We start from the raw sequence: 14,334 nt of genomic DNA, 5'->3' as shown, positions 1-14,334 counted from the left end.
TCTCCAACGCTGTCAAACGCCATTCACCGGCCCCGTGACACGGAGAAACAACTTGGAGCAGGGTTTTCACGCGGTCCCGACGCTCACCCTGGTTACCCAGGTGAAGGAGCAGATTCAGCGCGCCATCACCAATGGCGAACTGCTGCCGAACCAGCGTCTTGTCGAGGGTGAAATTGCCCAGAAGCTCGGGGTAAGTCGTGGTCCCGTGCGCGAGGCCGCCCGGCAGCTGGAGCAGAGCGGGCTGCTCATCTCGCTGCCCCGGCGCGGCTTCTTCGTGCGCCAGTTCGAGGCGCGAGAGATCGAGGACCTCTACGAGTTGCGTGAGTGGATCGAGGCCGCTGCGGTGGAATCAGCCGTCCAGCGCGCGACGGCCGATCAGCATCAATTGCTGCGCGCCACGCACAAGAACCTGATCGCACGCGCCAAGTCGGGTCAGCAGTCCGAATTGATAGAGGCCATCATCGAGTTCCACCGGTCGATCTGCGCGCTTTCCGGTAACGCAAGGCTGCTGCGTCTGTTCGACGAGATGACGGTCGAGGTGCGGCAAATCCTATCTGTCCTGAGCGTCAACCTGGACGAGACCGGCTACCCCGTCGAAGCGCAGGAATCGCTTCTCGACGCGATCGAGGCGCGCGACGGACGCCGTGCCGGCAAGGAGATCAGGAACCTCGTCGCCCAGGCGGGCAAAGAGGTCATGCACAATTACAGGCGCCGCCAGGCGGCCGCCGATTAAGCAGGCCGAGTCTGGCGCCTGGCACCACGAAACCAGCAATACCGACCGCCAAAAGGCGACGGCCATGGGAGGATGGAAAATGTGGACTATCGGAAGAATCGACAGGTTATGCGGCACCGGCCTCGCCGGACTGGCACTGGGCGTCATGATGGCGTCTGGCGCGCAAGCCGCGCCCAAGGCGCCGGAGAACATCGCCAAGGCCGGCAAGATCGTGTTCTGCACCGAACTCGCCTACGCGCCCTGGGAGATGGTCAACCCCGATACCCAGGCGCCGGAGGGCTTCGACATCGATATCGCGGCAGCGCTCGCCAAGACGATGGGCGTCAAATCGGAACACAAGAACATCGCCTTTGATGGCCTGATCCCTGCCCTGCAGGCAGGCCAGTGCGACGCCATCATCTCGGGCCTTGCCGACAAGCCCGAGCGGCGCGAAGTGGTGGATTTCGTCGACTACGCCATCTCCGGCAATGCGCTGATCGTGCGTGCCAAGGATGACGCCGCCTTCAAGACCCTGGAGGATCTCTCCGGCCACAAGGTGTCGGTCGCCGTCGGCTCCGCGCTCGAGGGCGAACTGAAGAAGGCCAACGAGGCGCTCAAGACGGCCGGAAAGCCTGAGATCAACATTCTCTCGCTGCAAAGCGGCACCGACGCCTTCCAGCAGCTCACCGCCGGACTGGCCGACGTTTATCTCGGCTCGACCGACCAGGCTGGCTACTTCAACAAACAGAAGCCGGGTCTGCTGAAGCTCGCCAGCCCGCAGCTCTTCTCGCTGACCATCGGCGTCGCCACCCTCAAGAAGGACAAGGAACTGCACGATGCCTTTGAGGCCGGCCTCAAGGAGATGAGAGACACTGGCGAATACAAGAAGATCCTCGACGCCTGGGGCTTCGAAGCAATGGGCATTCAATAACATCCTTTTCGGCCGGCGACCCGTGGCTCGCCGGCTGTTTTTTGAATTCGAGTGCCAGCCCATGACCGGCGATATAAATATCGATAGCACCTTCTTCCTGAAGTATCTTTTCAATCCGCCGGCGATCGTGTGGCGCGGCCTGTGGCTGACGATCTGGATTTCTATCATCGCCCAGGCGCTTGGCGTAGCGGTCGGCCTGATGATTGCGCTCTGCATGCGTTCGAAACACGCATGGCTGCGCTGGTTTGGGAAATTCTACGTCTGGATCTGGCGCGGCACGCCGATGCTGGTGCAACTGGTGTTGATTTACACCGGCGTCGCCGCAGCCGGATTCTATAAATATCCCGACATCCAGATAGGGCCTTTCACCTTTACCGGTCCCCTGCAGGCCGCGTTGATCGCGCTGTCGCTCAACGAGGCCGCCTATATGGCCGAAATCTTCCGCGCCGCGCTCGCCTCCATCGACAAGGGGCAGTTCGACGCCGTTCGAGCTCTCGGCATGCGGCCTTACACAGCCATGCGCTGGATCATCCTGCCCCAGGCCGCGCGTATCGTCATTCCGCCGTTGGGTAATGAATTCACGCTGATGATCAAGGGCACTTCGCTGCTCGCCGTCATCGGAATTCGAGAGCTCTTCGGGACCATCCAGCAATTGAACGCTGCCACTTTCCGCACCTTCGAGCTCTTCGTCATCGCGGCGATCTGGTATCTGGCGCTGACGACGATCATGGGCTTCGTGCAGAAGCGGTTGGAGGCCCATTACGGCCGCCATGACCTGCCCGCGAACGGCGAGGGGAGACCGTCCGGCTTCCGCAGCCTGTTGTCAGGGCAGCGCTGAGCCATGGCGAAGGATGCGACCCCCCTCGTCTCGCTCCGGGACGTGCGAAAATTCTACGGCAATTGGGAAGTGCTGTGCGGCGTTTCGTTCGATGTAAATCGCGGCGAGGTCGTGTGCCTGATCGGTCCTTCCGGTTCCGGCAAGACGACGCTGGTGCGCTGCATCAACCACCTGGAGAAGATTCACTCCGGCCGCATCGTCGTCGACGGTCAACTGATCGGCTACCGCGAACAGAAAGGCCGCCTTGTCGAGGACTCGGAAAAGCGGATTGCCGCGCAACGGCAGAAGATCGGCATGGTCTTCCAGCGGTTCAACCTCTTTCCCCACCTGACCGCGCTGGAGAATATCACCGTGGCGCCCTTGCGCGTGCAGGGACGCGATCCCGGCGAGGTGAAGCGCGAGGCGCACGATCTGCTTGCCCGTGTGAAATTGGCAGACAAGGCCGGCAACTATCCTTCCCAACTATCGGGCGGCCAGCAGCAGCGCGTGGCCATCGCCCGCGCACTAGCTATGAAACCGGCCGTGATGCTGTTCGACGAGCCTACCAGCGCCCTCGATCCCGAAACGGTGGGAGAAGTGCTCGACGTGATGAAGGCGTTGGCCGAATCCGGAACCACGATGATCGTGGTTACGCACGAGATGGGTTTCGCACGCGAGGTGGCGGACCGCGTCGTAATGATGGATCACGGCGCAGTGGTCGAAATCGGTCCCGCGGCTCAGATATTCACAAATGCCGTGGAGGAGCGGACACGCTCTTTTCTCAAGGCACTTCATTGAGACTGACATCATATCTTGGCCCGTGCCACCAAACACCTCTTCGATCCGCTTGCGGCAGCGCTGTCTGGCTTCATAGACCGGATAGCGCTTCGTGCGGGCATCGATCGCTCTCACGTGAAGCTTTTGGGTTTTGCTCAGATGGCCGTCGATGGCGATATGCGGCGTGACCTTGCGCAGGCGACAGGTTCCATGTCATCCGCATTTCGCCTGCGAAAGCCGAGGCGTCGGACTAGAACGTGACGAGATGCACCAGACGCAGGTCCGAAACCAGTTCGGCAAACCTGCCTTCGACGACATCAGTATCTTCCGATGTCTTGCCGGGGCTTCCATGATTGTCGCCGAGACAGGTCAATGCCATCCTGTAGCGGCCTCCAACCCAAGGCTCGAAGTGTTCGACATGGCCTGTCATCCCGCGCGGTGGCAGCCATTGAGGCCAGGCCGCGGCATCGATAAAGGCGCTGTAGATTTTTCGGGCAAGGCCGCGACAATGCGCGAAGCCGAATCCGTTCTCCGTTGGGATCGTGCCGTTTGGGCATGTCGATTTCCGTTTGTGCTGTGACGATCGACGTTGCTGCTAGTACGACCATTCCACAGGTGAGGTTGGCGATGGCTCAAGTCATTGCTCTGGTACGATCGGAAGCGGCAAAAGGCTGCGAACTCGGCCACTTCACGCAAAGTCGGCGCACGCTGAAGCAGCGCTCCTTGCTTCGCCCGGCGGTGAACATCTCCTCCACCGAGAGGCCGGCACGGAAAACGTGGATCACAAACGCCCCTTCGTCACACAATCCCCCACGCCCGGAACCTTCCCCTGCCCGTCATCTCGCGCAGCCCGAGTTCAGCCCGGCAGGGTTGATCGTGATCGGGTGGTGGTAACCGTGCTGGATGCGGCGGACGTGCTTCTGCATACCTGGCCGCAACCGAACTCCAGCGCGCGACATCATGCAATAAGGGCATGTTTATCGGTGTTGCGGGACCGCCACGCGTGGCACGCCAGGCCTTCGTCGCTGCCGCAAAAGACGCAAGGATTTTCCTTGCGACCAGACTTGAGGCCGGCGCTATTTTCGCCTGCGAGCTGCGCCTCAGGTTAAAGCGACTCTTTCCGGTTCGGATAAATTTCAGCCCTGGCTTAACAAAACGCTGGCAGCCAAAGAGAGCCGGAGGGCTCGCCTAACTCTACCCCCAGGCGAGGCGGGCCCTTTTCTGCCGATCGGACCCTTGCTGCGCCAAAGCTTCCAAAGAATTTCCGCCTTCCTCTCATGGGTTAATGCGTGGCCGCGAAGCTGAGCGCAATTATCAACTGCAAGACTATAAAAGCGCAGCTAAGGGAGGTTGCGGCGTGATCAAATATCATCCTGTGCGGCTCAACGAACTCATCGAACATTACATGGAAACGCGTCTCTCGCACCGCTCGCCGGTGTCGGTGGCCGCGGCCACTCGTGCCATCTTGACGGTTATGCCGGATTGCTCGGTCGAGAGCCCGCAATTGAGCAACATGATCGCGCGATCGGCCGTAAAGCACGGCCATGCGGTGAGCTTCGACTTGATGAGCATCTGATCCGGCGACGAACGCTCAGCGTCGGAAGATGCCGGCAATGGCTGGCGTGTCATTTCCGATATGTGACGCGCCAGTTCCGTGGGATCGTAAGGCTTTTCAAACCTGCAACTTTCGCGCCCTAGCCGATGCGAAAACCAATTGCAGCCGCCGTCGCAGCAATTCGTCCGGCGACAAAGTCGATGGTTCCGACGCGATCCCGACCGACAATTCCATCGCTGGTCGCACAGGACCGATGACAGCCAGACCGAGCGCAGCGAGCGCTTTGGTGATATTCTGTGCCAGAAATGCTCCTCTTCCATTTCGAGGACACGAGCACCGGCGACCTTCTTGTCCGTGGGTCTGCCTCCCTCAAGTGGGAGTCGCGGCCCATGCTCGACATTAACATAGGTAAGGTCGTTGCCGGATCATTCTGTGTATCACGGAACAAGAGGATAAGGATGAGGCGACCTCTGATCCGCAAGCTTGAGAAATTCGCTCGGCTTTCGCACGCCGACAAGGAGATGCTGATCAAAATCGCGGCGCAACGCGTTCGGCGTTTCTCCGCCCGAGAAGACATTATCCACGAAGGCGAGAAGCCTGAATTCATCAATCTGATCAACGAGGGCTGGGCTTGCCGCTATAAAACCCTCGAAGACGGGCGCCGGCAGATCATTGCGTTTTTCCTCCCCGGCGATCTGTGCGATCTCAACGTCTTCATCCTCAAGGAGATGGACCACTCGATCGCTGCCATCACGCCGGTCGCCATTTCGGAAATTTCGCGCGCGGCCTTCGACGAGATGACGATCGGGCACTCGCGCATCACTCACGCACTGTGGTGGGAGATGCTGGTCGCGGCGGCGATCCAGCGCGAGTGGACGGTCAATCTCGGCCAGCGCGATGCGCTCGAGCGGATGGCGCACCTGTTGTGCGAGTTGTTCATCCGGCTGGAGGCTGCCGGCTGCACAAGCAATAGCAGTTGCGAATTTCCGTTGACGCAGACGGAGTTGGGCGAGACGCTGGGTATGTCGACGGTTCACGTCAATCGTACGCTGCAGGAGTTGCGCGCTTCGAACCTCATTGTGCTGAAGGACAGGACGCTCACCATTCCCAATCTCCAGGCATTGCAGGATGTCGCCCTTTTCAATCCCAACTATCTGCATCTTGATCGCGAAGGCAGGCATCTCGATGCTAATGAGGAGTGATGTCCAAGGGCCCGCCCAACAAGCCGCTTGAACGCGGTCTGGCCGATGTCAAGGCGAGCATGCGCGAGCATGCGCGTGCGGAGGCTCGACTGCGTGAGAGCGAGGGGAACCTGCAGGATTTCGGAGAGGCCGCCTCGGACGTATTATGGATCCGCAACGCCGAGACGCTGCAGTTGGAATACCTGACGCCCTCCTTCGATGCAATTTACGGGATGAGCCGTGAACAGGCCTTGGCCGGCGACAACTTCGCCACTTGGATCGAGCTTATCGTGCCCGAAGATCGCGAGCATGTGCTGGGCCACATCGAGCGCATTCGCGAGGGCGAACGCGCTACCTTCGAATACCGCATATGCCGGCCGGCCGACAACGAGATGCGCTGGCTGCGCGATGCCGATTTTCCGATGCGCAATGAAGCGGGAAAGGTCGCCCATATCGGCGGCGTCGGCCAGGACATCACGCGTCAGCGGGAAGCCGAGGAACGGCAGCAGGCGCGCTTCGCTGAATTGCAGCATCATGTGCGCAACACGCTGGCCGTCATCCGTTCGATCGTTCGGCGTACGATGGAAAAAAGCCAATCGCTGGACGAGGCGGCGGCTCATCTGGAGGGTCGCATCAACGCTTTCGCCCGCGTGCAGGCAGCCATCACGCGTCGCCCGTCCATCGGTATCAATCTGGCGTCGATCATCGCGGAAGAATTGCGCGCCGTAGGTGGCCGGGAAGGCGAGAACCTGACGATCAAAGGCCCGCCCGTGGCCCTGGCTCCGAGGGCCGCCGAGACACTGGGTCTGGCCATTCACGAGTTGGCGACGAACGCGCTGAAGTACGGAGCACTTTCAAGTCGCGGGGGCCGCATCGACATCGAATGGCAGCTGGAAGAAGACACGCTCCGCTTCGCATGGAGCGAAAACAGTCCTCATGATTTCAGGCCAGCCGAGCGGCGCGGTTTCGGTTTGGAGGTGCTGGAGCACACCTTGCCTTACGAGCTCGGAGCGACGGTGGACTTGCGGATCGCTCCGAGCGGTCTCAATTTCATGGCTGCCATACCGCTTGAGGCCATCGGCAGCCAGTAGCACCAGAGCTATCGGCGGCTGGATTGCCGCTCTATCTCCTTCAACGCAATTCCGACAGGAAAGCCGCTCACTTTCCTGGGGTCCTCAGCGTGTGGCGGTATCCGTCAGCCGTTTCGCAAAAGCGGGCCTCGTCCTCGTCTCTCTGGCGGCCACCAAGCACTCCGGCGACGGCCGCGATGAAAGCGCCGATCACCAGCGACAAAGTTCCGATTAGCGCGGTCGTGGCGCTCGCCTTGTGTGCCTTATCGGCAGCCGCCTTGGCCTTGTTCTCGCATCCTCGACCCGCGCCAAGACGTCGTCGACCCGCTTTTGCGCATCAGCCCGCGGAAGACCCGTGCGCGACGCGACCAGACGGGCGAGATAAGCCTTGTCGTCCGCGCTCATTTCCCCGTTCGCGGCGCCGACCGCCAGTATGCGTGACGCCTGGGCTGCGGTCCGTGTTGTTTTGGGGCGCGCCAGCCGCGGGAGGCGCCGCGGCGGCTGCGTTGTCGGCCGACCGGAACAACGAGTCGACGAAATATCCTGCCAAGTCATTGGCGGATGGCGTTGCCGTCCAGACACCTTCAGCATAGCGGATCGATCCGAAATTTGCCCGGCCACGGCCGGGCGCTTTTTTAGGCCATGGAAACACGGTCCTTGGGAACAAAGGCAATAACGGTTGTTCGGTGCCACCAAGACCAAAGGAAGCCTTGCCCCATGAGCACGCGGATATCCCTTATCTTATCGGCGACCGCAGCGTTGATGCTTGCCTTTCCGGCCGGGGGCGGATGCCTTGGCTTGAGCTATCTTGGGCCGGCGTCCGTTCCTTCCCCTGTTCCGCTTGCCTGGGAACGGTTCGGCGTCGCTCGCGAGGATGCACGAGCGGGCACCTCTCTCGGTGCCGGCATGCGAGATTTTCGGCGCCACCAGCGCGGCAGGAACTCGGCCATCAGGCTTTTGAATAAGGCTCTTCATCCATTCACCATGGAACGTTTCACAGGCGAACAGATCCCGGCCCCAATTGTTCCGGATCGGCGCGATGTCGTCACGCGACGTCTTCAGTTGAAAGTCAATTCGGACGGGAGTTGTGCGCACGCAACGCCATTGCGGCCATTGCGGTGTCGAGCTTTCGCGCCAGTTCGAGCATTCGAGAAGGCGCTTCCTCGACTATCAGCGCCTCCAACGCCAGGATCGTCTGGCGTTCCGGCGTTATCGCCTCGGACAGTTCCTGTTCCGATCTCAGTGCTTGACGAAACTTCCGTACCACAGCCGGACCCTAACATGCGTTAATACCTGCCCCACTAACCCACTGACGGAGAAAAAGTTCCTGCTCCGCCCATCCGCTGGACCGGCGACCGTCTCTTCGCCTGCCGGAATCGGCCAGGAATCCCTCCAACCGCCTCTTTAAGGGCACCACACTGCAGTGGCGCCCAATCCTGCGCATCGGGTTGGTTCCCAGTGGCTGTCGGCCCGGCCCGATCCGATGTGAGGGAACCAACCGCAGGTCTTGCTGGTTCGGGCAGCGATAGCGGAGCCTCGCCATGCCCAATGCAGCCGAAATTCTCGTCGACACCTTGATTGCCTGGAACGTCGAAGTCGTGTTCGGGCTCCCCGGCGGCGGCATCAACGGCGTCATGGAGGCGCTGCGCAAAAGCCAGGACAGGATATCCTTCGTCCAGGTGCGACACGAGGAATCGGCCGCGTTCATGGCTTGCGCCTACGCCAAATGGACAGGCAGGCTCGGCGTGTGCCTGGCAACATCCGGACCCGGCGGCACCCATCTTCTCACCGGCCTCTACGACGCCAAGCTCGACCAGGCGCCGGTGCTGGCAATCACCGGCATGCAGTTCCATGACCTGATCGAGACTTTCACGCAGCAGGATGTCGATCTTACTCGAGTTTTCAACGACGTCAGCGTCTACAACGTCCAGGTCTCGGACGCCGCGCATATGGAGAACGTAGCAAGCCTCGCCTGCCGCACAGCGCTTGCCCGCAAGGGCGTCGCCCATCTTTCGATCGCCAGCGATATCCAGGAACAGCCCGCCGACGCGGCCAAGCGATCCAAGCGCAACCGCGCGGCGCACACGCCGCAGGACATGTTCGCACCTCACTGTCTCGCGCAAGATGCGGAGTTGGACAAAGCCGCGGCCGTCCTCAATGATGCAGGGCGCGTGGCGATCCTAGCGGGGCGCGGAGCCATCGGCGCGGCGGTGGAGCTCGAGGAAACGGCGCGGCTGCTGCAGGCGCCGATCGTCAAGGCGCTGCTCGGCAAGGCGGTGCTGCCGGACGACCATCCCTACACCACCGGCGGCATCGGCATTCTGGGCACCTTGCCATCACAGGAGGCGATGGAGACGTGCGACGCCATCCTCATCGTCGGCTCGACATTCCCCTACATCGAATATTATCCGCAGCCGGGCACAGCGCGTGGCGTCCAGATCGATTGCGACGCGCAGCGTATCGGCCTGCGCTTTCCGGTCGAGGCCGGCCTGGTCGGCGATGCGGCCGAGACATTGCGCGCCCTCAACAAGCGGCTGAAGCAGAAAGGCGACGGCGAATTCCTGGCGGCCGCGCAAACCGCGATGCAAAAATGGCGCGAGATGATGCGCCAGTCAGAAGATGGCGCGGCGCATCCGCTCAAGCCGCAGCGCATCGCGCGCGCCTTCGGCGAACGCCTTGCCGAGAATACGGTACTGGCGACTGATTCCGGCCAGAACACGGAACTCGCCGCCCGCGATGTCGATCTCCGCGCTGGGCAGGCCTTCGGCGTCTCGGGCGCGCTCGCCTCCATGTCCTGCGGTCTCAGCTATGCGATCGCCGCCGGCATCGCCTTTCCCGGCCGGCCGATCGCGGCGATCGTCGGCGACGGCGGGCTTGCCATGCAGCTCGGCGAGTTTTCCACGGCGGTGCGCTACGGCATCCCGCTGAAAATCCTGGTCATCAAGAACAACATGCTGAACCAGATCGCCTGGGAGCAGATGATGTTTCTCGGCAACCCGCAATTCGGCTGCGAATTGCAGCCGATCGATTTCGCCAAGGCCGCCGAGGCGATGGGCGGAAAAGGTTTCAGCATCGAGCGGGCGGAGGAGGTCGAGCGCGTGCTGGACCAGGCTTTCGCCACCAGCGGCCCGGTGATCATCGAGGCGCTGGTCGACGCCTATGAGCCGATGATGCCGCCGAAAATGCCACCCGACTACGCCAAGAACTTCCGCAAGGCGCTGCCTCAGACTCCGGGTCGCGGTGAGATCGAGGAAAACGTCGCCCGGGAGCCAGCCAAGACGATGATGGAGGCAGGACAATAGGAGGGAATTCCGATGCTCGATCTTTCCCGCGAGCGCCGTCGGATGGTCGATGTTCATCTCGGCCGCCGCGGCATCCATGATCGGGAAATCCTGGCGGCGATGCGCGAGGTCCCCCGCGAAGTCTTCGTGGATCCCGGCTACGAGGAATTCGCCTATGAGGATGGACCGCTGCCGATCGCGGAAGGCCAGACGATATCGCAGCCTTACATCGTTGCCTTCATGCTGGAGATGGCGGAAATCGGCCCGGGCGACCAAGTGCTCGAGGTGGGCACAGGATCGGGCTACGCAGCCGCCGTCATGAGCCGGATCGTCGACCATGTCTACACGATCGAACGCCACACAGCGCTGGCCGAAACCGCACGGCACCGCTTTCAAAGACTAGGCTACGACAACATCGAAGTTCGGACCGGTGACGGCACCAGAGGCTGGCCGGAAGCGGCGCCCTTCGATGCCATCGTGGTCGCGGCGAGCGGGCCGGGCGCGCCGCTGGCCTTGCAGCAGCAGCTCCACGTCGGCGGCAGGCTGGTCATCCCGGCGGGCGACGATCCCGACGAGCAGCGCCTGCTCAAGGTAACCCGCACGGGCGCTTCGACCTACAGCGAGGAGGATTTCGGCGGGGTGCGGTTCGTCCCGCTCATCGGCGAACAGGGCTGGCGGGAGGAAAGCCGCCCGGCGACTGTCCGCGCGATTCCACTGGCGCGCCAGCGCAGCCTCCCGGAAATGATCGCCGCGGCCGCCGAGCCGCTGCCCGACTTCAACGATCCCGGCTTTGCCGAACCGTTCGACCGCTTCGCGGACCGGCGGATCGTCTTGCTCGGCGAAGCCAGCCACGGCACATCCGAATTCTACCGGGCGCGCGCGGCAATCACCAAAAGGCTGATCGAGAGACACGGCTTCACCATCGTGGCGGTGGAAGCCGATTGGCCCGATGCGGCTGCGATCGACCGCCATGTTCGCGGTAAGAGCACTTCCGCTGGCGCCGAGCGACCCTTCCAGCGCTTTCCGACCTGGATGTGGCGCAACACCGACGTCGCGGCATTCGTGGAGTGGTTGCGCGAGCACAATGACAAGATCAAGGCACTCCAGCCGCAAGCAGGCTTCTATGGCCTCGACATCTACGACATGCGCGGCTCGATCGCCGCCGTCCTGGAGTATCTCGACCGCGTAGACCCGGAAGCGGCAAAGGTTGCGCGCGAGCGCTATGGCTGCCTGACGCCTTGGCAGACCGAGCCGTCGACCTATGGCCGCGCCGCGCTGACCAGGGGTTACCGCGAATGCGAGGAAGCGGTTCTCGAACAATGCCGCGAGATGCTGGCGAGGCAGCTTGACGATACCGGACAAGACGGCGACGACCTCTTCGACGCCGCGCAGAATGCCCGTCTCGTCGCCTCCGCCGAGCATTATTACCGCACCATGTATTATGGCGGCCCGCAATCCTGGAATTTGCGCGATACTCATATGTTCGAAACGCTGGAGCATATCCTCGATGCGGGGGGCCCCAACGCGAAGGCTGTCGTTTGGGCGCACAATTCGCATATCGGCGACGCGCGCTACACCGAAATGGGCATCTCGCGCGACGAAGTGAATATCGGCCAGCTCTGCCGGCAGAAGTTTGGCGATGCCGTGGCACTCATCGGCCTGGGCACGCATGCAGGCACCGTCGCGGCAGCGACCGACTGGGACGGAGACATGGAAATCAAGTCGGTGCGGCCCTCTCGCGAAGACAGCTACGAGCGGCTCTGCCACGACGCCGGCATTCACCGGTTCCTGCTTGACCTCGGGCACGACCCGGACCTGCGCGACCGCCTGACCGAGCGCCGGCTGGAACGATTTATCGGGGTGATCTACCGGCCGGAAACCGAACTGCACAGCCACTATGCCGACGCCTCGCTGGCGCGGCAATTCGATGCCTTTGTGTGGTTCGATGAAACCAACGCGGTCACGCCGCTCGGACCCGAGCACGCTGCCGAACGCGTGCCGGAAACCTATCCGTTCGGCTTTTGACGCTGGAACCTTCGGAGCTTCCCCGGGTTCGGAAAAACATAGCGAGGAACAGCCATGAGTGGAAACCAGCACCCGAAATCGAAAAAACCGAGCAACGCCGACATGGCGAACGATCCCGGCATCGGCACCTCCAAGGGCACCATCAAGGAAGGCGACGAATTGGAGCACGGCGAGAACACCGTTGAGGGAGATGTCGAAAACGACACCACCTCCGCGGGCGGAATCAACCCGCGCCAGAAAGTCCGTACGAACAAATAAATCCATTCGTTCCTACGTTAGACACAACGTTGCATCTTTCACAAACGAACAGCAAACAAACCAGAACTCGCGCATAGCTCAATTGGAACATTGGTAGGAGTCTCTTGTTTGAAACATATCGCAATCAGGCGATCAAACAGGAGACTTCCCCATGATTAAGCTTCTCTCGGCTTCGGCCGTCGCAATTGTCCTGGCTACATCCGCAATGGCCCAATCGAGCGGTTCCGGTACTGGGACCGGCGGCACCGGGACTGGCACCAACAACACAGGCGCCACGACCGGGACCAACGGCATGAACAACAACGGCAATGGCGGCACGGTCGATCCGAATGCCACAAACAGCACGACGACAAACGGGTCCGGCGGCATCGGCGACCGCTGCAAGGACGCGAGCGGAAACGACATCCAGAACAACACGGCCAGCGGGAACACCACGTCCGACACGCAGAATTGCAACAAGTAAGCCCTAGCCTTTACGCGGCCGGAGGCCCGTCCGGAAAGGCGGGCCTCCGGCCCTGCTACAGTGCCGGCCCGGCCACGTCTCGCGGTTAGAAAGATAAGGGCAGAAGGAGTGCTGGAACTTGTTGTCGCAGACTTGCGCTCGTTCCCGCGACCGTTGGTGCGATGATCGCTGTAGGGGATCAGCTCGCCGATCGAGAGCTGGTAGCCGTATTTGTCTCTTTCACATCCGAAGGCGGCGCCTGGTAGCAATCTACCCCAGCGCAGCAGGCGCTGGTGCGTCGATGCCGGGACGCTGAGCAAGCTCGTCAGGACATTTGCCGTCAGGGGAAGCTATGCCATCGCCGGAGCGGACGTGGCCCGCCCGTTCCCGCAGATGTTCGCTCGACGCTGTTCATGGCCGCCGATCCGCCATGGTTGCGGCGGCTCCAGATGGTTCCAGAGCCTCACAATCCGCCGCCGGATCGTCGACGGCGGCCAGTCTCCAAACTTAGAAGTCATAGCTATGCTTCACGACGTCGGCGGCGCCGTTCATTCCGTCGCATAAGCGCGGGGCTGACGACCGCTCCTGGGCGCTCGGTCGCCGGGCTGGGCGTCGGCTGCCGCGGCGGATTGCGGCCATCCGATTGATGGGTCTTGTCCTCGACCTCGCCCTGTTTGCGGTTGCGGCTTGGATCGACGTGAGGTCTGTCGTTGCTGGCGGCGTCCTGGGAAAATTCGTCGCTCGGATCCGGATCGGTGTTGGCGGGATATTTCGTGGCGCCGGTCTCGCGACGGTTCTGACTGTTCTTCATGGCTCTATCTCCGGTTGGATGAAAGATAACACCGGCGCGAGAGCGGCGTTCCAACAGCTGGGCAGTCCGTTTCAAGTCCGGTGGAACAAACCTCCAGGCATCCGATTAGGCGCAGACAATGCAGTTCAGCCGTGCGAGAGGAGCCAGGCATGGACAGGGAAGAACGCATCAGGCAACGCGCCCATGAGATCTGGGAGCGTGAAGGCCGCCCTCAGGGCCGCCAGCAGGAACACTGGGATCAAGCCGTGCAGGAGATCGAGTCGGAAGGCTCGGAAGTCGAGCGCGGTCCGGTGGCGCCCGATCCCGCAGTTGGCGCCGGCTCTGATCCGGCCGCCAACCGGCCAGGCGGCTGAAACACGTCGGCCCGGGCATGCGTCGTATCCTAATTGCGCTCGGCATTCTGGTGATCGTTCTGGTCGCCGTTTGGGTCTGGGCTGACCAAAACGGCGGGCGCCCGAGCGGTGGCGCCCAGCA

General features: G+C 62.0%; 15 protein-coding genes and 1 pseudogene. 13 read left to right on the top strand and 3 right to left on the bottom strand.

Annotated features, from left to right (window positions below; translation table 11 throughout):
• Positions 1-52: 52 nt before the first annotated feature.
• The 4 genes from FJW10_RS18995 (at position 53) to FJW10_RS18980 (ending at position 3,258) form a co-directional block, all read left to right on the top strand.
• Positions 53-733, top strand: coding sequence for a GntR family transcriptional regulator (locus FJW10_RS18995; RefSeq protein WP_181177580.1), 681 nt, complete (start codon positions 53-55; stop codon positions 731-733).
• 79 nt (positions 734-812) lie between these two features.
• Positions 813-1,643 carry an ABC transporter substrate-binding protein gene (locus FJW10_RS18990; protein WP_181177579.1) on the top strand — a complete coding sequence of 277 codons (831 nt, stop codon included), beginning with the start codon at positions 813-815 and terminating at the stop codon, positions 1,641-1,643.
• A gap of 61 nt (positions 1,644-1,704) precedes the next feature.
• Positions 1,705-2,481 (top strand): amino acid ABC transporter permease, encoded by a 777-nt coding sequence (locus tag FJW10_RS18985; protein WP_140833309.1) that lies wholly within the window; start codon positions 1,705-1,707, stop codon positions 2,479-2,481.
• Between the two features lie 3 nt (positions 2,482-2,484).
• Entirely contained in the window at positions 2,485-3,258 is a 774-nt protein-coding gene (locus FJW10_RS18980; protein ID WP_140833311.1) for an amino acid ABC transporter ATP-binding protein, read from the top strand.
• A 27-nt stretch (positions 3,259-3,285) separates the two neighbouring features.
• On the opposite strand, the pseudogene FJW10_RS18975 reads toward FJW10_RS18980, so the two are convergent.
• Together FJW10_RS18975 and FJW10_RS30985 are read right to left on the bottom strand one after the other, a co-directional pair.
• Positions 3,286-3,438: pseudogene (locus tag FJW10_RS18975) on the bottom strand (IS5/IS1182 family transposase); the annotation flags it as partial.
• A gap of 49 nt (positions 3,439-3,487) precedes the next feature.
• A complete protein-coding gene (locus FJW10_RS30985) occupies positions 3,488-3,616 on the bottom strand; it encodes a hypothetical protein (RefSeq protein WP_281405131.1) in 129 nt (42 codons plus the stop codon).
• Positions 3,617-4,013: 397 nt separating this feature from the next.
• Between FJW10_RS30985 and FJW10_RS31055 the strand changes: the two genes are divergently transcribed.
• The 8 genes from FJW10_RS31055 to FJW10_RS18935 all read left to right on the top strand — a co-directional run bounded on the left by FJW10_RS31055 (position 4,014) and on the right by FJW10_RS18935 (position 13,070).
• Positions 4,014-4,346 carry a DUF982 domain-containing protein gene (locus FJW10_RS31055; protein WP_348639760.1) on the top strand — a complete coding sequence of 111 codons (333 nt, stop codon included), beginning with the start codon at positions 4,014-4,016 and terminating at the stop codon, positions 4,344-4,346.
• A gap of 248 nt (positions 4,347-4,594) precedes the next feature.
• Positions 4,595-4,813 carry a hypothetical protein gene (locus FJW10_RS18965; RefSeq protein ID WP_140901212.1) on the top strand — a complete coding sequence of 73 codons (219 nt, stop codon included), beginning with the start codon at positions 4,595-4,597 and terminating at the stop codon, positions 4,811-4,813.
• A 437-nt stretch (positions 4,814-5,250) separates the two neighbouring features.
• Positions 5,251-5,994, top strand: a complete 744-nt coding sequence (locus tag FJW10_RS18960) for a Crp/Fnr family transcriptional regulator (RefSeq protein WP_140833698.1) — start codon at positions 5,251-5,253, stop codon at positions 5,992-5,994.
• A complete protein-coding gene (locus FJW10_RS18955) occupies positions 5,994-7,064 on the top strand; it encodes an HWE histidine kinase domain-containing protein (protein ID WP_140833315.1) in 1,071 nt (356 codons plus the stop codon). Before FJW10_RS18960 ends, FJW10_RS18955 begins: the two co-directional genes overlap by 1 nt.
• Positions 7,065-8,584: 1,520 nt before the next feature.
• Complete coding sequence (locus FJW10_RS18950) at positions 8,585-10,345, top strand: thiamine pyrophosphate-dependent enzyme (RefSeq protein WP_140833317.1); 1,761 nt, start codon at positions 8,585-8,587, stop codon at positions 10,343-10,345.
• Between the two features lie 12 nt (positions 10,346-10,357).
• A complete protein-coding gene (locus tag FJW10_RS18945) occupies positions 10,358-12,349 on the top strand; it encodes a protein-L-isoaspartate(D-aspartate) O-methyltransferase (protein ID WP_140833319.1) in 1,992 nt (663 codons plus the stop codon).
• A gap of 54 nt (positions 12,350-12,403) precedes the next feature.
• Positions 12,404-12,607 (top strand): hypothetical protein, encoded by a 204-nt coding sequence (locus tag FJW10_RS18940; protein WP_140754205.1) that lies wholly within the window; start codon positions 12,404-12,406, stop codon positions 12,605-12,607.
• A 151-nt stretch (positions 12,608-12,758) separates the two neighbouring features.
• Complete coding sequence (locus FJW10_RS18935) at positions 12,759-13,070, top strand: hypothetical protein (protein WP_140833321.1); 312 nt, start codon at positions 12,759-12,761, stop codon at positions 13,068-13,070.
• A 499-nt stretch (positions 13,071-13,569) separates the two neighbouring features.
• Here FJW10_RS18935 and FJW10_RS18930 read toward each other — a convergent pair whose 3' ends face one another.
• A complete protein-coding gene (locus FJW10_RS18930; RefSeq protein ID WP_181177578.1) occupies positions 13,570-13,860 on the bottom strand; it encodes a hypothetical protein in 291 nt (96 codons plus the stop codon).
• Between the two features lie 149 nt (positions 13,861-14,009).
• Between FJW10_RS18930 and FJW10_RS18925 the strand changes: the two genes are divergently transcribed.
• Complete coding sequence (locus FJW10_RS18925; RefSeq protein ID WP_140833323.1) at positions 14,010-14,213, top strand: DUF2934 domain-containing protein; 204 nt, start codon at positions 14,010-14,012, stop codon at positions 14,211-14,213.
• The last annotated feature ends 121 nt before the right edge of the window (positions 14,214-14,334 follow it).

The organism is Mesorhizobium sp. B4-1-1 (assembly GCF_006439375.1).
GTDB lineage: Bacteria > Pseudomonadota > Alphaproteobacteria > Rhizobiales > Rhizobiaceae > Mesorhizobium.
This window is presented reverse-complemented; position numbering and strand designations above follow the sequence as displayed.

Coding starts and splice junctions, on each gene's coding strand:
- FJW10_RS18940 (WP_140754205.1), top strand. CDS start 12,404: ATGAGTGGAAACCAGCACCCGAAATCGAAAAAACCGAGCAACGCCGAC.
- FJW10_RS18935 (WP_140833321.1), top strand. CDS start 12,759: ATGATTAAGCTTCTCTCGGCTTCGGCCGTCGCAATTGTCCTGGCTACA.
- FJW10_RS18950 (WP_140833317.1), top strand. CDS start 8,585: ATGCCCAATGCAGCCGAAATTCTCGTCGACACCTTGATTGCCTGGAAC.
- FJW10_RS18930 (WP_181177578.1), bottom strand. CDS start 13,860: ATGAAGAACAGTCAGAACCGTCGCGAGACCGGCGCCACGAAATATCCC.
- FJW10_RS18985 (WP_140833309.1), top strand. CDS start 1,705: ATGACCGGCGATATAAATATCGATAGCACCTTCTTCCTGAAGTATCTT.
- FJW10_RS18945 (WP_140833319.1), top strand. CDS start 10,358: ATGCTCGATCTTTCCCGCGAGCGCCGTCGGATGGTCGATGTTCATCTC.
- FJW10_RS18990 (WP_181177579.1), top strand. CDS start 813: ATGTGGACTATCGGAAGAATCGACAGGTTATGCGGCACCGGCCTCGCC.
- FJW10_RS18925 (WP_140833323.1), top strand. CDS start 14,010: ATGGACAGGGAAGAACGCATCAGGCAACGCGCCCATGAGATCTGGGAG.
- FJW10_RS30985 (WP_281405131.1), bottom strand. CDS start 3,616: ATGGCATTGACCTGTCTCGGCGACAATCATGGAAGCCCCGGCAAGACA.
- FJW10_RS18980 (WP_140833311.1), top strand. CDS start 2,485: ATGGCGAAGGATGCGACCCCCCTCGTCTCGCTCCGGGACGTGCGAAAA.
- FJW10_RS18955 (WP_140833315.1), top strand. CDS start 5,994: ATGTCCAAGGGCCCGCCCAACAAGCCGCTTGAACGCGGTCTGGCCGAT.
- FJW10_RS18960 (WP_140833698.1), top strand. CDS start 5,251: ATGAGGCGACCTCTGATCCGCAAGCTTGAGAAATTCGCTCGGCTTTCG.